The following is a 19837-nucleotide window of genomic DNA, read 5'->3' as shown; positions in this document are numbered from 1 at the left end:
ATGAGGAAGAGTTCAACCCAGATGTAGAAATGCTGCCATTAGCATCAAGAATTATTGCCCCCCCATTTCCGGCATTGTCAGAATTAGAGAAGGAGCCAGCATTAATATCACTAGTCTTGATGCTACCATTAATGGCACTGAGGGCGATTGCTTCCCCTTGTCCGGCATTTCCAGAATTAGAACTGGAGTATGAGTACAAATAGTCAGTGTTAATGCTGCCGTTATTGGCAGTGAGGGTAATCTTTGCTCCGTCTCCCCCTGTTTGAGTGTAAGAGCGTGAGTTAGATGCCAAAAAGCCAGTTTTAATGTCTCCTTGCCCAGCATCAAGGCGTATTTCACCTCCATTTCCTGCTGTGCCAAACTCAGAGTATGAGGAAGAGTTCAACCCAGATGTAGAAATGCTGCCATTAGCATCAAGAATTATTGCCCCCCCATTTCCGGCATTGTCAGAATTAGAGAAGGAGTCAGCATTAATATCACTAGTCTTGATGCTACCATTAATGGCACTGAGGGTGATTGCTCCCCCTTGTCCGGCATTTCCAGAATTAGAACTGGAGTTTGAGTACAAAGAGTCAGTGTTAATGCTGCCGTTGGTAGCTTTTAGGCTAATTTCACCGCCATTGTTCGTGCCATTTCTAGTGTTTAGCGTTTGTCCATTAGTAGTAATTGCTCTAGCACTGTTAATATCAATTCCGCCTCCATTAGTTGTAATTCTTTTAGTACTCACATCTCCAGATACTGTTGTTAAGCTAACTATCCCCCCAGCCCCATTAAAGCGCTGTAAGGAAACATCTCCACCTAAAGTAATTCCCTCTGGCAGAGTTCCACTAGTAAACGCAGGTACTAAACCAGAATTGACACCCCCATAAGCTAAATTACTTTGCCCAGAACGCATAATTAACGCCGTACTGTTGTTTAAAGTTGCAGTATCTTGTCCAGCAGGTAAAACACTAGTATCCGGTCTAGTAATATTTATATCACCCGCAAAGCGAATATTACCCTTGCTTTCAACTAACAACGATGCCCCTGTATAGTTAGCTGTAATATCCACATTGCCATTGCTACTGATAATTGGGTCATATTTACTTACAAAGCTTGCTAATCCCCCCGATACACTCTTGAGCGAAAAATTCCCACCACTGGCAAACCGAGCATCGCCAGAAATTATCCCATCACTGATTAAATTAAGATTGCCCTCACTGACAAATGGTGTTTGCGTTGGGTGATTCAGTGCTAAAATATCAATTCCTTGATTTCCCTGAATCGTGAAATTACCAAGAGCAGTAGCTAAAAACGGAGTCGTCACACTGTCCCGTACTTTTACAGTATCCTGTGCTTGCAGTGTTAAGTCTCTTCCTGCTTTTAGCTGTCCCTGCAAATCAAGCTTGTCAGCTACTAGTGTCAGGTTTTCCTGGGGTGCTAAATTTCCGGTGTTGGTAATAGTCGCCCCTGGCTGACTTGTTCCATACTGCAACCCTGGTGTAATATTTACCGTCAGCAATGGCGGTGCTTGGGGATTAGTAGCACTGAAGGTACTGCCATCAGGAAACTTGAAACTGCTTGCCGTTGTTGCAGAAAATGAGCCACCAATATCTAATCGGGCATTTTTTCCAAAAATAATACCATTGGGATTAAGCAGGAATAAGTTTGCTTTCCCGTTAGCACGAATTAAGCCATCAATATTAGAAATTGACTTACCCGTTACTCGTGTCAGGATGTTGTGAATATTGAGTGCATTATTGAAGAAAGCAGTACTACCATTGGAAACAGAGAATTCTTGAAAGCTGTGGAACAGATTATCCCCTCTTGTGGTTCCACCCTCAATAATCCTGGTATTACCCTCTAATTTCACATTGGAATTATTTGGCAGAGTGCCATCTGGGGTGATTTGGGCAACTGAGATATTTGCATAAAAGGCGATGAACCCGCTTCCAATGGCAATTCCTAGACCTTGTAACCAGTTCAAACGTATAGATACCTCAGACATTGCACTCTCCTATAAAAAAGGAAATTTAGCTTAGAATCCCCAATTAAGTATAAGTGTCATCAAAATCAATTTATTCACAAAATGAGGATACTAACAAATTTCTCGCTACTGGCATAACTTGCAATAAACGAATTTTTACATAGCAAATAGGCACTTTTGTCAATAATAATGGAGTTGGATTAGGTAAAAATATATTAAGCTAACCTTCATTGAAAGCTCAAGACTTATACGTTATTTTTCCCGCCAATCAAGACTCTGCCTTGCTTTGCGCTTATCTGGAGTCCTCCCTGCTGCTCCAGATAGTGAATAAACCAATCTCACTGCTACCAATTAAGGATCAGGAGGCAAAGCTAAAAAATCTCTGATTCCTAACAGTGAATAAACCAATCTCACTGCTACCAATTAAGAATCAGGAGGTAAAGCTAAAAAACCTCTGAAGATCATTTAACAGTTTCAAGGAGAAAGTCATGTCTAATACTTCTAGTTACATCATGAAAAAGAAATTATTACTAACACTCACCGCAACGGTTCTTGGTGGTTCTGCTATTTTTGGCTTTGCTAACTTGGCTTTAGCTGGAGATGTTAGTGCGGGTCCTATCTGGAGCAATGAACACGCAAAACAAGTATGCCCTCAAGTTTGTAGTTCAGTCGGTTTGAAATGGGATGGTAACTGGTATACAAACGTCCCAGGTAAAAATTCCGTTTGTAGTTGTGTAAGTAAGTAAAGCTTTAACCCAAAGTGTTTTAGCTAACATTGCACTATTGAGGTAGTTGATAATACTTCCTAACCTCTGATAAATCCATAACCGCCCCAAGTGGGTGGTTATGGATTTATTGAAGCAATCGACTCAAAAAATACACTCTTCAACTTTATTAAAATCCTCAAAGGGAAAATTATGTTGATGAATTTTATCAAAGACTTTAAACATCAATCATCGCGATTTTCAGGAGCGTTGTCATTTATTTTTCTAGTTTCTGTTGTTGGGTTAATTCTGTTGGCTTTAGGATTGAAGAACTATTCAATGCCTACGCCATCTGAAAGTTATCAACCAGTAGATTCACAATTGGAAGCCAAGGTTTTGCAAGTCATTCGCAAGCATCCAGAAGTGGTTTTGGAGTCTGTTTCTGCATACCAACTCAAAAAACAGGAACAACAACAGAAAACACAAATGGCTTTTTTACAAAAAATGAAAGCTAATCCTAAATCAGTGATTGGTGAATCCCCAACTACTGGTGCTCATGAGCAAAAAATTGTGCTGATAAATTTCTCTGACTTTCAATGTCCTTATTGTGTAAAGGCGCATCAAGCAGTTAAGCAATTTATGGCAACACATCAAGATAAAGTCACGTTGGTTTACAAGCATCTGCCTTTGACCTCAATTCACCTAGAAGCCATGTCCTCTGCAAAAGCGTCTTGGGCAGCGAGTCAACAAGGAAAATTCTGGGAGTTCCATGATACACTTTTTGAAAACCAAGACAAGTTAAGCGAATCTCTCTATGTTACAACTGCCAAAACCCTGAATTTAGATATGAAGCGGTTTAACCAGGATCGTAACAGCAGTACTGCTATTGCTGCTATTAAGAAAGATATTCAATTGGCACAACAGATTGGAGTTGATAGTACTCCTATGCTTGCAATGAATGGAGAACCTCTAAACGGAGATATTCAACTTGCTAGTTTGGAAGCGCTTCTGATTAAAGTCCGCAGCGAGTAATGAGACCTTAAAAAGGAGATATAATAGTTATAAAGGAAGATTTTATTCAACTAAGGGTTGTGAAATCGTGAAAAATTCCTGACGGCGTTGAATCAACACTATAACAACACCGCTTGCAACCACGGCAAAGGCAGAAGGAATAAATGGCAACCATAACCCTTGTTTTAAAAGAGCGATCGCACAAACTCCATATAAAGTGACAACTGTTACAAAGATGGTGTATCCCTTATGTGAGAGCAAACGAATGCGCCAAATAATCAGGCTCCCAACTACAGACCAGCCGCATATCCAGAGAATATCGCCCCAGTAAGGCAAAACCCAAAGAATTGGACGTTGGTCTAAAACTGCACTCAAAACTTGGCTAACCATTTGTGCTTGTATAAATATTCCTGATATTTCTTGGTAATCTTGCTGTGCAGTACTGTAGAGAGTTGACCAAGTATCGCTGACTGTATTAGCTGTCACTCCAACGATCACTACCTTATCTTTAAGTGATTTGCGATCAAATTTATCATTCAGTACATCATTAAGGGAAACTCTCTGATAATCTGTATTACGATAATTGACAAGTATTTGATTTCCGCCTAAATCAATTCCTTGTTGATAGGCACCACTGCGACCAGATTTTAAGCGTTTAAATACTTTAGAGCCAAATTGTATATAATCTTCATTAAATTTAGGTTTAATATTTTCGTAAGATAAGTAACGAATAGCTAATTGCAACGAGAGCGAATAAGGCGTTGTACAAGTCGAAGAAGGCTCTTGTGCCATCATCAAAATTTGGCGACGGATGATACCATCTGGGTCTTGAATTGCATCAGTAAAACCCTGACGTTCTATAGGTACGTTTTTCGGAGGTTTAACACCTTGGGGGTCATATTTACTATCGCGGCTTTTGCAGACAACAACAACATTATCTTTATTAAGTTCAGTTGGAAGTTGTATTGGATTTGATTTATTTGAGGGGTCAGCCAAATCTCTATAAATATCCAGTCCAATAACTCGCGGTTGATACTTTTGTATTTTGTTAAGCAATTTAGCTAACGTACTATCCGAAATGGATTTCATTCCTTTGGTCGTCTCTTGTCGTGATTGAATATCTTTTTCAGTAATTTCTACAATTATCAACCTTGGATCTGGCTCTTCTTGAGGCCGCAACCGTAGCACTTGATCGAAACTTTGCAGTTCGATTTTCTCAAAGATTCCCAAGTATCTCAGACCTAATGTTGAAATAGCCGCAATCAAAGTACTAAGTAGTACAGTCCAAAGTTTGAGTTTTGGTGTCGCAATTTTACTTTTTGTCGAAACTTCACCGACAAATTTAGTATTAGCAAAATTACCGCACAGTTCTTGCCACGTAGTCGGAACAGTTGTGGGATTTTGATAGATAACTGGCAACCAACTGGCACAAGGAAATTCATTTTCCAGTCCTTGAAGTCTTTCTCGTGCTTCTCGCACGGCCAAGTAAAATGGTTTGCTATTTGCAAAGGCGGTAAGAAAGTTTTTTAAAAATTCCTGTGCTATGAAATCTGGTACTCCTTCCCGCATTACAATCATTTGGGGAATGTTTAAATCAGCTAAATTTCGTCCTAAACCAATTCCGTCACAAGAATTGAAAATTGCCAGTTGCAAACCGCGTCTAATTGCTGCCTTAAGTGCATTTTTCAATTGCGAAATTGCTAAGGTTTCTGTTTGATTGATAAAAATTTCTCCAATTTCTCCGTCAGTAAGACTAGTACTATGTCCGGCAAAAAATAGAATATCCCAATCATGATTCCATAGATACTCGTCAAGTGTTTGCCGTGTTGGTTCTATAAGAAAAGTGGTTTTGCCATCTGTTAAACCTTGTAAAGCAGAGGCATCTTTATCAATATCAATGCCAACTCTATTGCCTAGAATTGCCAAAATTTTGACTTGACCTGTAGGAGATTTTTGTAATAGCTTAGGAGATTCATACTCATGATTGCTTAAAGCTAATTCCGCTTTCGGGTAATCTTCAAAAAAATGCCATAGATGCCAAGGCAGGCGATGCAGTAGAGCTATATTTGTTTCAATAATGACTCTAATTTCATCATTAGGACTAAGTAGAGTGCGCAACTGTCGTTCAATATTCTGAAATGATTCAAATTTTAACCAAGCATTGATATTTGCTTGTAGCTGTTGACACACTTCATCGAAGTCATTAATAGAAATATTGGTTATGTCTTGCGAATATACTTTTATCCGGTGATTCCTACCCAGGCGTTGATGAACTGCTGCGTAGAGTAACTGCCATCTGCGGTAGAGTTCGCTTAGTTCTGGTGCTGGCGGTAGACTCCCTGTTAATTTCACGGGTACAAATTCGTCATGACACCAAAGTTGAGCCGTGACAACAGGAAATCCTTGATTTAAATCTCCTCCCAAAAAGCTGAAGACAACTAGCTTACTCATAAGTAAAATGGACTTTGCCATTCGAGATTAACTAATGACTAATCAACAGGGAGCATTCTACTTATGCAAAAACACCAAAAATAAGTGTATTATAAGGACTACATAAGACAAATTTGACCCAATCAACACCAATTTGACACTGCTGGCTCCTAATCACTAAATTATGAAATTTTCTGTTATTTGATAATTATTCAGATCGATCTGGATGCTGAAACATTCTCCCACTTCCCCATCAAAGAGTTTCAATTGCACGTAGATGTCTTGAGTTCTTGCTTGTACTTGTTGAACTATTTCCCCTCGATCTGAAAGTAGAACTAGCTTGATATTAGCAGGCAGGCAAGGTTCGCTACTAGCTGGATGTAGCTGCACGCGAATACTAACTTGTTGGTTAGCTTCTGGTATTAAAGCAACTAATAAAACAACTTTTTGAGCCTCTATTTCCATTCCCAAGTCAATCAGCTTGGCGCGTTTGATAGCGGTAGCATTTAACCCGGAAGAAGTGCGGAAATTAAAAGCTAGGCTACTGGAATTTGGCTCAAAAAAAGTCTCTATAGCTTGCCAAGAAGCATCATAAATCTGCTCTAGCCAACGACTGAGATTCACTTGTACTTGTGAAAATTGCGTAGGTGCAGCCTGTCTTAGATATTGCAGCCTTTCTTGGTATAAACGCTGCCGCCACTGCTCATTCTCTAGTAGCACTCCCCAGGTTGTAAATGGCACTGCCAGTCTCGGAAATGTTACAGAGGAATCACCTAACCGTTGCACAAGATTTTCTGCTTGAACATTCGATAATTCTGGTAGTGGAGCGATCGCACCTTTCATCTCCTCTGTTCCACAAAATTGGTAGGTCATCCAAAAAGCATTCAGGTCTTTAATTAAGTGCCGTGCATCTATACAATAAGTCCTATCTACTTGGTCATAGTCTGCTAGCGATTTAAGTTTTTCATGGGTTATATAGCCCCAAATTCTTACCCACTCACCATCTGGTGTGACTTGCACTGCTAAATAATAATCTGCTGCCCAACTGGGAATGTCTACCCATTCTTGAGGAACTTCTAACTCGCTATCATCAATTGCCTCACTGGGAATTAAAACGACTCGCTTATCCTTTAACAAAATTGCTGTACCATTGACAAATTCCCAAAAAGCAGGAATACCAGGGGAACTGTGCCAGATACTTGCTTCTGGAACATATTCAGCTTTTACCCAATTCAAAAACCCATGAAGGCAAATTTGATTCATGTAAGCACGCCAGCGACTACTAGGTGTGGCGTACATTTGGCTTTCTTGCCAAAAACTTGCCTGTAAGGATGGCGATATTTCTAACAATAGTTCCTGCGGTTCCGTAAAAGCAGAAGTCATTTTTACTACCTCATCTTTCATAACGTCAGCTAGATTCCCCATACTTAATTTTCAACCATTCTTCCAAAGCGGTACTCATATCATTAACTAGGTTGGAAGTCACAGAAATATTAAGTGTGTCTTGGCTCCATTGGATCAACGCTGCCAGCATTGATTCTCTAGCTTTGAACAGTCGGCGAGAAACAGTAGGCTGACTCATTTGTAGGCGTTCTACAATCTGTGGCTGAGTCAACCCCTGTTGGTAGTAAAGTTTAAGTATTTCCTGGGTTTTAGCCTCAAGATTTTGTAAAGCTTTTAACAAGACATCTTGAATCTGAGATTGTTGCTTTTGTTGATTTTGGGCATCCTCTTCGCCTATCATCTCAGTGATTAATGAGTCAGAAGCTCGATCTGGCAAATCAAAAGTTGTTGTGGAATCATCTTCTGATATCGCTGTATTTAGAGAACTAACAGGTGGATACAGATAACCACGCACGTAGACAGCTGCCTGGGTTAGCCACTGTTCAATTTTCTCTCTCGTGCATTCTGGAGTAGGTTGAGTTAACTGATTTTGGCGATCGCAGTTATAGAGGTTGACAATAGCTTCCCAAAGTTGGGGTTCTGGTTCTGGTAGTGACTTTGTGCCACCTGGTTGATTTTGAACATACAGTTCTTTGAAACAAGTCCAGGCTAGTCGATATTGGGCAATTAGAATAGGTGATAATCCAGTTTGAGTAAGAGCTTCTAATAACTGCTTTTTGCTTACTTTGCGTAACAATGCCCAATTTGTGCAAATATCAGCTTCTTTGCGTTGGCGTAAAATATCTTTTAGCCGACTGGGAACTGCAATAGTAGCATAGGCTTTTAAACTAGAGCATTTTTCTGGGTTAAATTGTTTAAGAATTGTTTCAAATTCAGCATTCGCCATTTGAAAATAATCTGCTAGGCTATGTTGACTATTTGTGAATTTGGCAATTGTTTTTTTAGCAGCCCAATAATTTGGTTCCTGTAAATAAGCAGATAAATGCATTTTAGCAAGGCTATTAGATTCCTCTCGCCAGCACTTGTGCCAATGTAACACCCAAAAATTTTCTGAGTTAGGGACGAATGATGAAGACTCCAAGCAATTTTGAATATTTCGATGCAGTTTGATATCAATCAACCATTTGCTGAATCTGTCTCCTTCCAAGTCAACGAAGGTTGAGAACATCTCGATAATTTTTTGACGAGGACGCATAAGCAGTTTAAAAATAATTAGGTTCTTCAATACTTGTTATGCTAAACTAATAATTAAAATCCCAATGTAATAAGCATCTTACTCTAAAATTATTAAAGTTTTTGAACCCATAAGCTGAACGCTTAATTAGTTTAAGTTTGTTATTGATGCCTTTACTGAGGAACGTTACGCGAACAAAAGCAACACTTGTTGTCCTATTATCAAAGTAAGCTACTATTTCATCAAACCATCGGATAAAAGCGAAGTTTTATAACCAATACAAAAATCTCTACTGATTTGCTCTATTTGCTCTAAGACTTAAGTTCCCCACTTTATAAGATTTTCCTTTATTATTTTTTGAGTAAGTCCACTTAAAATAGCAATCAATTTGGATGTATCTAAATTTATTAGGACTGCACAATAATTTCCTTTTCCTTTAACTAAAGCTATCTCATAAATTCCAAGTCTTTTTAATTTTAAAGGTTTTGAATCTGATAATTCTAACGTTATTTATTTTAACATACCTTCTATCTCTTCTGTTATGACTATCCCTTTTGAAGCTACAGTGTGAATATCGTTTTCTAAAACTTCTTCTATTATTTTCTGGAAGTCCCTAAACAAAATAATGAATTGTGCGATGGCTGCGCCAACGTCAAGGGCGAACGCAAGCTAATTTTGTCATTTAAACTTCCTTGTTGAGAAAAAACCTAAAAATAGGGATTTTAGATTCTTCTCTACCGAAGGTAACAAAAGCGTCCGAGGAAAGTGATCGCATCCCCAATGGATGTAAAGAAACATTTCTGTTTCTTAGAATAGGGATTGGGTCTTGCTGGGGCGCTAAGTTTCCGGTGTTAGTAATAGTCCTCCCTGACTGACTTGCTCCATACTTGCTTAAAAATAAAATTTAGCTTGCAATCCTCAATTAAGTATAGGTGTCAGGGTGAGCGACTTATGCACAAGCGAGGATATCAAAAAATTTTGAGCTAGGTGAGCGCTGAGTATAATTTGAGCGCCTCCTTAAGATTGCGAATGCTGTGTTGTAAGCTCGATACTTCTACATAATTTTTCCCTCTAATCAAGACTTCACCTTGCCTTGCGCCTATCCAGAGTCCTCCCGGGGGCTCCAGATCCGTGAATAAACTCATGTCACTGCTAACAATTAAGAATCAGAAGGCAAAGCTAAAAAACTTCTGATTCCCCACAAGCGTGAATAAACCAAAGTCACTGCTACCAATTAAGAATCAGGAAGGTTAACCAAGCTTCCAAACCTCTAATTCCTTACAGTGAATAAAATCATATCACTGTAAGAATACGATATCAAAATTCAAAATTAAGAATCTTTTTTTGAATGAGCAAATGCGTGATAGCGCAGCGTGACACTAAGTGCCATGTTTTGAATTCTCCTGAAAAAGGTGACTCCTGAATTCTTGGGAGCATCCGCTTTTTTACCACTATCCAAAAATAAAATAGGAGTCCTATAGAAAGTCACGTTTGCAATGGCGCAAGCGCCCCAGGGCAAACGCATCTAAATTAGACTTGCTCACCACCGAGGTTAAGAATCAATGAAAAATCAGTATTTCTTGTTTGATTTGTTTTCCAACCCTCAAAGCTATGTCTACGACGGGCTGCGCCTACGCTTAATTCTTTGTCAATAAACAAAGCTTAATGAGATTATTTTTAGGTTTATTGAGAATATAGTAGTCTCCTTGACATGATGCGTTCGCCCTGGCAAGCGCCCACCGTAGGTGATCGCAGGCAGGCTTGGAAATTTATGCGAAGACCATAACTCTATTACATCGGTTTTCTCTTTTCATCCTCTTATTTTGGCAAAGATATTGATCACAAAACCCTAAGTAGAAGGAGTTAGGGTGATGAAATCTGCTCAGGCGATAACTATATTAAATATTAGGAGAGAAAATGACCAATATTTTAGTAAACGACGTTAGTACTGAAAGCCAAAACCTCTTAATGAAATGCTTAGAAACAGCAGGGTTTGAGTTGACTATTACAGAAAATGGTCTTGTTATTGTTCATCTAAAACAGGAGAACTTGTCTACTACCACCGAAAGGAAAAAATCAAATACTCAAGAGTCCATATTTCCATCCATTCCTCGACTGCGTGAGGTCTTTGAGTTCATTGAATTAAATTATCATCAAAGTATTAGTCTGAAAGAAGTAGCTCAAGCAGTCGGTTATTCCTCAGCTTACTTAACCGACTTAGTGCGACATCTTACTGGAAAAACAGTCAATAATTGGATTATCGAGCGCCGGATAGTGCAAGCAAGCACCTTGCTTTTAGAAACTAACGAGTCCGTTGAACAGATTGCTTTAAAAGTAGGTTATCAAAATATTAATCATTTTTATTATCAGTTTCGCGTTTTTTATAAAAATACTCCTCGTGCTTGGAGAGAAGTACAGCGTTGTAAAGTAGCTTAGAACCAAATACTGCAAACATTAGAAGGAATGGCTGGCTAAATAAGTCCTACATTGGGTGACTTCGATACTTGTTTGGCTTACGTTACTATTGCTAGTTGCAACCGAAATTACCTCAATTACCAAATTTCTCAGGTTTTAGATTTTTCAGGTTGTAAATAAGCAGCAGTGAGCAATTGCCGAAGCAATTACTTACTGCTGCTTTTTCCTATAAGTTTTTCTAGAAGACATTTATCATGTCTAGATAAACTAAAGTTTCTAGATAAAAATATTATAAACACCATTGTTCGTAACTAATACCCAAAGCCTGTTTTATTGTAGAGGGATATTTTTCGATGTGATCATAAAATTTATACATTTTTAAATGGAAACACTAATCCTAAATTTTAAATTTTAGAGAATGCTTAAAAAATCCTAAATCTTTGATTTGCAAGTTTTTTTGAGGATAATCTAAAAATACTTAATCATTAATTAGGATTTTACCTAAAAATAGTTAATTGTCAATAACATTGCATTAAAATACTATGTATATATGGAAAGTAAAGGGAATAAATAAAATTTCAAATTCTTTGATAATCTAGAAATTAAAATTTAATTACTAAGATTATTAATTAAAAGCTTTCCTGGAAAAAACTTATAAACAACAAAGCTCAATTATTCAAGGATAAAAACAATGGCTGCTATAGTACCAGGGCAAACACATCTAAATTACTCTTGATCGCAAACAAGATTAAGAATTAACGAAAGAAAGTATTTCTCACTTAATTGAATTTAAAAAACTCAAAGTGATCGCCTAAACCTTTAGCAATAAGCGTAGTTTAATGAGATTAATTAAGAGTCTCTTGATAATATACTGTTCTTATTGATATTAAGAAGACGATACTAAATCAACCAACAATGTAACTAAAACAAGGACAAAATTATGTCTGCTACAGTTGAAAACTCTCAATCTCAGCAAAGCAAAGTCAGTGGAAACGAAGAACAACCAACTGAATTAGTTGTAAAAGGAGACTTTACTAATTCTGCTTTTACACAGCATATATTGGATATAGCAGCAAAAAATAAAGAGTTTGCGAGTCGTTTGAGTTCAGATCCTTCAGAGACTTTCCTCGCAGCAGGAATGACTCTTTCCTCAATAGGAGGTTTAAGAACAGAGTTCAATGATTATTTCCGTCAACAAGGAGAGGCAGTACTTGCTAAAATTCAGGAAGGACATGCCACTAATAATATAAAATCTCTCAAAGAAATTGATGCTCAACTTGAGTCTTTCAGCGTAAAATGTACAGCATGTAAAGTAGGAGTAATTGGTGTCGCTGGAGCAATTGTGGCTGTTAGTGTAGTAGGATTAGCATCTTTAACGGAAACAGTACCTGTTGTAGCTAGTGCTGCCGCCTTTTTGGGTATTTCCACAACAGAAGCTCTTAGCTTCCTTAAAACTCTTGCACCTAAAGTTGAAAGTGGAGTAAATTCAGTCGCTGAAGCGCTTTGTCAAAAGTTAGGAGCCTGTTAATACGCCTTCTGATCGAAGGCTACTTTCTTCCCGGCACACAAACACCCCCCTCATCGCCACACGCGCTATTCCGAACAACTCTACGTCCTAGAAGGAGAGTTCACGGTCTGGGCAGGTGAAAACAAGGTTGTGCTAAATGCCGATGAAAGCTTCCTGATTCCTGCTGGCACACCTCACGTAGTCGCTGCGTTCAGCGATCAGCCAACTCGCGGATTGGTCGTTGCTGCGCCGAGTGGCTTTGCTCGACTACTAGGTGTCTAGTCTGTCACAGCAGTTTTGTAATTTTATTTTTTGGAGTTGATTTATGTCTTGTACAATCGGTAGTTCATACACTGTTCAGTCTGAAGACACGCTTTTTATTATTGCCCAACAAAAATTAGGTGATGGAAACCGTTGGCATGAACTCAAAAAACCAGATGGTAGTCCTTTGACAGATGCGGATGCCTCGAATTTACAGGTAGGTCAAGAAATCTGCATTCCTAACGCCACTTTTGCACCAACCGTTGCAGGCCCCACCACCATGCCCTATGATGAAATTCAAGCTGAAAATGCCGACCACAACGGCACGGTAATTGATGGACGCAATAACCGTACTTATCCAGGGTTGGCAAATGAAGCAATTGAACGTCGCGCCGTGAAACTCGATACCGTAGGGCAATATGTCGAGTTCACCGTACCACGCGATGCAAACTCAGTCATCGTCCGTTACGCCATTCCCGACTCAGCCGATGGTGCAGGGCTAACAACACCCATCGGCTTGTACATCAACGGTGAAAAACAACCCGACCTAATCTTGACATCGAAATACAGTTGGATTTACGGTACTTATCCATTCAATAACAATCCCGGCGACATCAGACCGCATCACTTTTATGATGAGGCGAATCGGCTAACACCACAGATGTCTGCGGACGACAAAGTTCGCATTCAGGTGGAGTCAAATAGTACCGCGCCCTGGTACATCATTGACCTAGTTGACTTTGAGCAAGTAGCACCTGCTTGTGTGATGCCAGAGGGATATCTCTCGCTGACCTCTGATTTTGGTGCAGATCCGTCCGGCGTACAGGATTCCACAACTGCTTTCCAAAATGCGCTTGATGCATCATCAAGTCAGCGTCGGGGATTATGGATTCCGCTTGGCGAGTACAAAGTTAGCACTTGGCTACAGGTACGTGACAGCGTAACACTCAAGGGTGCGGGTATCTGGTATTCCAAGATTCACTTTGTGGCGCAGACGGGTAACAACGCCGGACTTATGGGGCCTTGGAATACAGGGACATCTGCACAAAATGTCAACTTTTCGGATTTTGCAATTTGGGGCGAAGTTACCCAGCGCGTCGATAACGACCAGCTCAACGGTATCGGCGGCGCCTACTCGAACTCAACGTTTACAAACCTGTGGATCGAGCATAGCAAGTGTGGTATGTGGCTGGACGGGCCATTTGACAAGCTGACAATCAGCAATGTCCGAGTCCGTAATCAGCAAGCAGACGGGATCAATTTCCACAGACAAGTCACCAATTCCACTGTTACACAGTCATTTTTCCGCAACACAGGCGATGATGCCCTCGCAATGTGGAACGAAGGAGGTGGCGGTTTCAACACCTTTTCGTTCAACCGCGTTGAAATACCAGTGCTGGCAAACGGAATCGCCATCTATGGGGGTGAATCTAACGTCGTCACCGATAACTACGTCGCTGACCAGCAGGCTGAAGGGGGTGGTATCCACGTCGGCAACCGCTTCCCCGGAAGTAAACCAATCAGCGGCACAACGGTAATTGCCCGCAACGCGATCGTTCGTGCTGGTTCACAGGATCACTACAATGGCTGGAATTTCGGTACGGGGGCGCTGTGGTTCTACGCGCTTGACGCAGACATGACGGGCGTCATCAATGTTGAAGATAATCAAATTATCGACAGCAACTATGAAGCAATTCATTTCATTGGCAGTAACGTTACCAATGTAACCCTCAACCGGAATCAGATTATCGGTGCTGGTACTTACGCAATGGAAATCCGTTGTGCAGGTACAATGACAATCAGCAATACAACGGCAACAGGACTTGGACACGGCGCTATTCTCAACTGCCGAACAGACTTTGCGATCGCTGACGGTGGCGGTAACAGTGACTGGATTACTCAAACACCAGTCTGCCCTGACCCTTATCCAACCCCAATTTATGTTTCGGTAGAATCATCTGAACTTGAACAATTATCAGCAGTATCCACAAGTAAGTAGCAGGGTGGGTTCATTGTAGATATTGACTGCAAGGTGCATCCCGTTTTTGTAGATATATTCACCTGCTTAACTCGGTTTTCAATGTCAAACTAATCACTTGATTCAATCTATTTTAGCGTTTTTCGTTCACACTATATCACTTCTTAGACTAGGAGGATTTTAAATGGTAATTCATGTAGCGATCGGAATTTTGCGGCTCTGAATACCAAGGCGATCGCAGATGTGGTCAAAAATTTTGGATTTGACGGTCTCGAATGTAGCATACTTACGCCAACTGTGCTAACAGATAGAGTCGGCTTTTACAAACATTTTATCCAAATGTTGAATGTAGATATGGGCAACAGCGTTTACTGCGATCGCATGGCGCATTACTAAACACTTTTTTCTCATCAAATAGCTTATGGCTACGCTGATGACGATGAGACTGGGTTGCATAGTTTCCAACAAAATTAAGTGTAGAAAAATGGCAGATTCTAAGAAGTTATTCTAGGAGCATACTTATGAGCTTGAACATTAAGTCATCTCAAGAAAGTGTAGAGGTATGGCTATCTGTACCTAATACAAGCACTATGCTGGTAAGGCAGACAGATATTTATTTTGCGGCTGAAAGTGGTGTCAATAATTATTGTATAATTATTGACGAAGATACACAGTATCAGCAGATAGACGGTTTCGGTGGCTCACTGACCGATGCGTCATGTTGGCTACTAAAGTATAAGCTTACAGACCAGAAAAGGGCTGAAGTCATGGAGGATTTATTCGGACAATCAGGAATAAATATAAGCTTGCTTCGGCAACCTATAGGAGCATCTGATTTTAGCTGGGAAGCGTGGACATTTGATGATACTACCAATAATACTGATGACTGGTCTTTAAACAACTTTTCTCTTTCGAGGGAAGACGCTTACATACGCCCTATTCTCGATATGGCATATAAAGTAAATCCGGGTCGCATAAAGATATTTGCTACCCCGTGGAGTCCACCAGCATGGATGCGCTCTAACAAGGGACTTTATGGTAAGGGCGGATACCTGCGTCCTGAATGTTACAACGTATATGCTGATTACTTTGTCAAATATGTTAAGGAATGTGAAGCTAAAGGAATTCCTGTATATGCGGTAACAATTCAGAATGAACCCCAGTATGAACCTGATGCATATCCTGGAATGCAAATGTCTATACAGGATGAAATAGGGTTTATTAAAGACTACATTGGTCCTAAGTTTCAACAAAACGGTATAAGCACAAAAATTATCTGCTTTGACCACAATTTTGATGATAACGGTACAGACTTTGCTGCGTCGGTCTTAGCATCTGGTGCATATAACTACTGTGCAGGTTCAGCATGGCATCCTTACTGTGCGGGTAATTCGTGTGTACATGAAAAAATGACTGAAGTACACAATAGATACCCGGATAAGGATGTATGGTTCACAGAGGCAGGTAGCGGTACGTGGATAGGTGATGATTCTGCCCAATTTGCAGACCAGATGTATCACACTATCCGTTCACCCAGAAACTGGTCTAAGTCTGTAGTATTCTGGAATATAGCTCTTGACCAGAACGCAGCTCCAAAGCTTGCAGGAGTAGATACATCTAATTCAAACCGTGGTTTCTTGACAATCAGCTCAGATTCTACAGACAGTGTAACAAGGAATACATCATACTATTCAATGGGTCATACAAGCAAGTTTGTTGACCCAGGAGCATACAGAATAGAGTCGAATTCATTCCCAGACGATATTGAAGACGTAGCATACAAAAACCCTGATGGCTCTAAAGTAGTTGTATTGTCCAATAGAACACCCAATCAGAAGTCAGTTAAAATTCAATCGGGTTCAGAGTCATTTACATATACGGTACCCGAAAAAGCTGCGGTAACATTCAAGTGGCGCTCTTAATAAATAAAGATTAGATCGGTATTAAGCCTATAGCCGCGTGAAAACCCACATTCTGGGCCGGAAAACTCTTTCAATAGTGTTGCCTTAATAACGCTACAAACTTGTGAAATATTGTACTTAGGAGCCTTGCAAAAATAACTTGAACAATTTTGATGGGGAAGTTAAGCTCACAACTTGTTGCAGATTAAATTTGTACAACTTATTTTTACATGATGCCTTAGTGCCCGTTTCTGGTTTTTTTTACAGCTTAATTCTTTAAAGGAGCCAATTATCAACTATGTCAGTGCAAACATATACCGTACAACCAGGAGACACGTTATCAAAGATAGCCGAAAAAGTTTATGGAGATGGCAATCGGTGGCAGCTTATTTATGAAGCGAATCGCAATGTAATTGGAGATAATCCCGAACAGATTCAAGTTGAAATGGTACTTATTATTCCCAGGCAGTCTGATAATGGTGGCGGTGGTGCTAACATTTGGCAGCTTCAAGATAGTTGGATTGGAAATCAGTTCATCAACGGAAATGAAAAAGGTGACAAATGGAGTTTTTTCGACCAGGACGACCCAACCCACGGCTATGTAAAATACGGAAAGTGGGGCGAGCTCATCAACATTGTCGATGGAAACAAAATTAAAATCGACGTTGAATCGGAGGGCTACAACCCTGAAGAGAAACGCCAAAGAAAGGCAATCCGTATTTACACAGATAAAAAGTATAATGGAGGACTGTTCATTATCGATTTAGACCACATCCCTGAAGGAATGGCGGTATGGCCAGCGATATGGCTGGTTGGAACGGGAGCTACATGGCCTGAGAAGGGAGAAATCGACATCATCGAAGGAGTCAACTCGACACCCAAGGCGAACAACAGCAACCAGTCAACATTGCACACCAGAAACGGATGTGTCCAGAACATCCCAAATATTTTGAATCCCGACTGCAACGCCAACAACGCTTTCACGGGATGTGGCATTATGGGGCCCGAAAACTCTTTCGGGCACGGATTCAACGAGAACGGCGGCGGAGCATACGCTTGCGAGTGGGTCTACGACCAGACAATCAAAATTTGGTTTTGGCAGCGTGCTAACATCCCTGCGAATGTGCTTGGAGATTCACCTGATCCAAATACATGGGGAAACCCTTACGTCAGCTTCAATCCGTGTCCGGGATATTTCAAAGACATGGAGATGGTCATCAATACGACCTTGTGCGGAGACTGGGCGGGCAATGTTTTCCCTGGAGGATTAGAAAAATGCGGTAGCTACCTTTGGGACACAAAAAATAATCCCAAATTACGAGACGCATATTTCCTGATCCGAAGTATAAGAATCTTCACGTAAAAACAAACTAATCGCTTGATTTAATCGGTACCAGAGTTTTTCGTTCACACAACATCACTTCTGAGAGTAGAAGGAATTTCAAATGTAATCTATGTTAAGCATCAAGGCGGATGTAGCGATTAATACTTTGAAGCATTTGTTTGGAGTTGATTTATGTCTTGTACACTCGGTAATTCATATATTGTCAAGTCGGGAGACACGCTTTTTATCATTGCCCAACAACAATTAGATGATGATGAACGCTGGCATGAGATTCTCAAACCAGATGGCATGCCATTTACAGACGGGGATGCTTCTAATTTGCAAGTGGGTCAAGAAATATGCATTCCAGGGTCTACTCCTTTACCTCCTCCCTCCGGGAAGCAAATAAATCTAGAAGCCAGATTTTACAGTATGGAGGAAACGAATTGCCATCTACCTGCCTCCGGCGTGCATGGCGTAACATTGCAAGCAGCACTTGCTCTTCAATTGCAATCACAATGCCAAGGTGAAAGCGTTGGACGTTTACAGTGTGCAGTAGACCCAAATGTGATTCCCCTGTTAACAAATTTTACCTTGGTGCTTTGGGATGGTAGGCAAGTTCCTGCCGCTGCCCTAGATATCGGTACGGCAATTATCGGTCAAAAGATTGACATCTTTGTTGATAGCGTTGAAGAAGCAATCAATCTAGGTGTCCAGTCTGTTACAGCAATTTTGTAATTTAATTTTTTGGAGTTGATTTATGTCTTGTACAATCGGTAGTTCATATATTGTTAAGTCTGGAGACACGCTTTTTGTTATTGCCCAACAACAATTAGGTGATGGCAACCGTTGGTATGAACTCAAAAAACCAGATGGAAGTCCCTTAACAGACGCGGATGTGGCAAATTTACAGATAGGTCAAGAAATCTGCATTCCTAACGGGTCTGTCACTCCACCACCACCCCCACCCCTTCCCCCAATAGGCAAGGGTTTCGCAGGTATTGTATCGCAGCAAACCTTCGAGGCTCTATTCCCAAACCGAAATGGTTTTTACTCCTACGACGGTCTAGTGACCGCCACGCAGAAATACCCAAGCTTCTGCAATGAAGGATCGGACGAAGAATGCAGACGTGAGGCGGCTGCCTTCCTAGCAAATGTTGCCCAAGAGACGGGTTTTTTACAATACATTGATGAACTGAACACAGCAGTATGGGGTAGCTATTGCGATCCCACAACCTATCCGTGTGTGCAGGGTAAAACCTATCACGGTCGCGGGCCGATCCAGTTGTCGTGGAACTACAATTATGCTACATGTGGGGCGGCTCTTGGTATCGATCTGCTCAATAACCCGGATTTGGTCTCAACAGATAGCGCTATTTCCTTCATGACCGCCCTGTGGTTCTGGATGACATCGTGCCACAATGCTATCCGCAACCCCGGTTTCGGCATGACAATCTCCATCATCAATGGTGGTATCGAATGTGGACCGAATGCGTCCCCACAAGGTAGACAAGAAGCCCAAAATCGAATCAATTTTTATCAGGATTTTTGCCAGAGGTTGGGAGTTTCACCAGGCGAAAATCTTTCCTGCTAAGTCGAATGATGCGAATGGCACTAAGTTAAGCGCAAAGCCATGATATAACTGGCTTTTGGGTGTGGGGTTGCAGGTATTGGGGTGTGGAGAATAAGAAGATGTTAAACTTCTTGACGCAACTAAAATTTAATTGTCTTAAAAACTACCCCCTACCCCCTACCCCCTACC

Annotated in this window: 14 protein-coding genes and 2 pseudogenes; 11 read left to right on the top strand and 5 right to left on the bottom strand. The window is 40.6% G+C overall.

Going from position 1 to position 19837, the window contains the following annotated elements; translation table 11 throughout:
- A partial coding sequence (locus V7K55_RS14205) for a two-partner secretion domain-containing protein (protein WP_334832291.1) occupies positions 1 to 1987 on the bottom strand: 1987 nt, incomplete at its 3' end.
- 467 nt (positions 1988 to 2454) lie between these two features.
- Between V7K55_RS14205 and V7K55_RS14200 the strand changes: the two genes are divergently transcribed.
- The gene (locus V7K55_RS14200) at positions 2455 to 2712 is read left to right on the top strand and encodes a mannan-binding lectin (protein ID WP_334832290.1); all 258 of its coding nucleotides are present in this window, start codon (positions 2455 to 2457) and stop codon (positions 2710 to 2712) included.
- A gap of 177 nt (positions 2713 to 2889) precedes the next feature.
- Positions 2890 to 3702 (top strand): DsbA family protein, encoded by an 813-nt coding sequence (locus V7K55_RS14195; RefSeq protein WP_334832288.1) that lies wholly within the window; start codon positions 2890 to 2892, stop codon positions 3700 to 3702.
- Between the two features lie 42 nt (positions 3703 to 3744).
- Here V7K55_RS14195 and V7K55_RS14190 read toward each other — a convergent pair whose 3' ends face one another.
- From V7K55_RS14190 to V7K55_RS27545, 4 genes and pseudogenes are all read right to left on the bottom strand, one after another.
- The gene (locus V7K55_RS14190) at positions 3745 to 6132 is read right to left on the bottom strand and encodes a CHASE2 domain-containing protein (protein ID WP_334832286.1); all 2388 of its coding nucleotides are present in this window, start codon (positions 6130 to 6132) and stop codon (positions 3745 to 3747) included.
- Positions 6133 to 6288: 156 nt separating this feature from the next.
- Positions 6289 to 7494: a DUF1822 family protein gene (locus V7K55_RS14185; RefSeq protein ID WP_334832284.1), complete on the bottom strand. Its 1206-nt coding sequence runs from the start codon at positions 7492 to 7494 to the stop codon at positions 6289 to 6291.
- Positions 7495 to 7519: 25 nt separating this feature from the next.
- The gene (locus V7K55_RS14180; protein ID WP_334832282.1) at positions 7520 to 8710 is read right to left on the bottom strand and encodes a sigma-70 family RNA polymerase sigma factor; all 1191 of its coding nucleotides are present in this window, start codon (positions 8708 to 8710) and stop codon (positions 7520 to 7522) included.
- 46 nt (positions 8711 to 8756) lie between these two features.
- Positions 8757 to 9292 (bottom strand): annotated as a pseudogene (locus V7K55_RS27545) (transposase); the annotation flags it as partial.
- A 1314-nt stretch (positions 9293 to 10606) separates the two neighbouring features.
- Between V7K55_RS27545 and V7K55_RS14170 the strand changes: the two are divergent.
- The 9 genes and pseudogenes from V7K55_RS14170 (at position 10607) to V7K55_RS14130 (ending at position 19669) form a co-directional block, all read left to right on the top strand.
- The gene (locus tag V7K55_RS14170; protein WP_334832280.1) at positions 10607 to 11125 is read left to right on the top strand and encodes a helix-turn-helix domain-containing protein; all 519 of its coding nucleotides are present in this window, start codon (positions 10607 to 10609) and stop codon (positions 11123 to 11125) included.
- A gap of 919 nt (positions 11126 to 12044) precedes the next feature.
- On the top strand, positions 12045 to 12632 hold the full coding sequence (locus tag V7K55_RS14165; RefSeq protein WP_334832278.1) for a hypothetical protein: 588 nt from the start codon (positions 12045 to 12047) through the stop codon (positions 12630 to 12632).
- A gap of 39 nt (positions 12633 to 12671) precedes the next feature.
- Positions 12672 to 12893 (top strand): annotated as a pseudogene (locus V7K55_RS14160) (cupin domain-containing protein); the annotation flags it as partial.
- 43 nt (positions 12894 to 12936) lie between these two features.
- A complete protein-coding gene (locus tag V7K55_RS14155) occupies positions 12937 to 14871 on the top strand; it encodes a glycosyl hydrolase family 28-related protein (protein ID WP_334832276.1) in 1935 nt (644 codons plus the stop codon).
- 156 nt (positions 14872 to 15027) lie between these two features.
- On the top strand, positions 15028 to 15246 hold the full coding sequence (locus V7K55_RS14150; RefSeq protein ID WP_334832292.1) for a glycoside hydrolase family 19 protein: 219 nt from the start codon (positions 15028 to 15030) through the stop codon (positions 15244 to 15246).
- 125 nt (positions 15247 to 15371) lie between these two features.
- Positions 15372 to 16772 (top strand): glycoside hydrolase family 30 protein, encoded by a 1401-nt coding sequence (locus tag V7K55_RS14145; RefSeq protein ID WP_334832274.1) that lies wholly within the window; start codon positions 15372 to 15374, stop codon positions 16770 to 16772.
- Between the two features lie 277 nt (positions 16773 to 17049).
- Positions 17050 to 18114, top strand: coding sequence for a LysM peptidoglycan-binding domain-containing protein (locus V7K55_RS14140; protein ID WP_334832272.1), 1065 nt, complete (start codon positions 17050 to 17052; stop codon positions 18112 to 18114).
- Positions 18115 to 18267: 153 nt separating this feature from the next.
- A complete protein-coding gene (locus V7K55_RS14135) occupies positions 18268 to 18813 on the top strand; it encodes a 3D domain-containing protein (protein WP_334832270.1) in 546 nt (181 codons plus the stop codon).
- Between the two features lie 22 nt (positions 18814 to 18835).
- Entirely contained in the window at positions 18836 to 19669 is an 834-nt protein-coding gene (locus V7K55_RS14130; RefSeq protein WP_334832268.1) for a glycoside hydrolase family 19 protein, read from the top strand.
- Positions 19670 to 19837 lie beyond the last annotated feature (168 nt).

It is taken from the genome of Nostoc sp., assembly GCF_036919895.1.
Lineage (GTDB): Bacteria > Cyanobacteriota > Cyanobacteriia > Cyanobacteriales > Nostocaceae > Nostoc.
The sequence above is the reverse complement of the archived record's forward strand: the minus strand, read 5'-3'. Positions and strand labels throughout refer to the sequence as shown.

Coding starts and splice junctions, on each gene's coding strand:
- V7K55_RS14145 (WP_334832274.1), top strand. CDS start 15,372: ATGAGCTTGAACATTAAGTCATCTCAAGAAAGTGTAGAGGTATGGCTA.
- V7K55_RS14190 (WP_334832286.1), bottom strand. CDS start 6,132: ATGAGTAAGCTAGTTGTCTTCAGCTTTTTGGGAGGAGATTTAAATCAA.
- V7K55_RS14200 (WP_334832290.1), top strand. CDS start 2,455: ATGTCTAATACTTCTAGTTACATCATGAAAAAGAAATTATTACTAACA.
- V7K55_RS14170 (WP_334832280.1), top strand. CDS start 10,607: ATGACCAATATTTTAGTAAACGACGTTAGTACTGAAAGCCAAAACCTC.
- V7K55_RS14165 (WP_334832278.1), top strand. CDS start 12,045: ATGTCTGCTACAGTTGAAAACTCTCAATCTCAGCAAAGCAAAGTCAGT.
- V7K55_RS14140 (WP_334832272.1), top strand. CDS start 17,050: ATGTCAGTGCAAACATATACCGTACAACCAGGAGACACGTTATCAAAG.
- V7K55_RS14195 (WP_334832288.1), top strand. CDS start 2,890: ATGAATTTTATCAAAGACTTTAAACATCAATCATCGCGATTTTCAGGA.
- V7K55_RS14155 (WP_334832276.1), top strand. CDS start 12,937: ATGTCTTGTACAATCGGTAGTTCATACACTGTTCAGTCTGAAGACACG.
- V7K55_RS14130 (WP_334832268.1), top strand. CDS start 18,836: ATGTCTTGTACAATCGGTAGTTCATATATTGTTAAGTCTGGAGACACG.
- V7K55_RS14185 (WP_334832284.1), bottom strand. CDS start 7,494: ATGACTTCTGCTTTTACGGAACCGCAGGAACTATTGTTAGAAATATCG.
- V7K55_RS14180 (WP_334832282.1), bottom strand. CDS start 8,710: ATGCGTCCTCGTCAAAAAATTATCGAGATGTTCTCAACCTTCGTTGAC.
- V7K55_RS14135 (WP_334832270.1), top strand. CDS start 18,268: ATGTCTTGTACACTCGGTAATTCATATATTGTCAAGTCGGGAGACACG.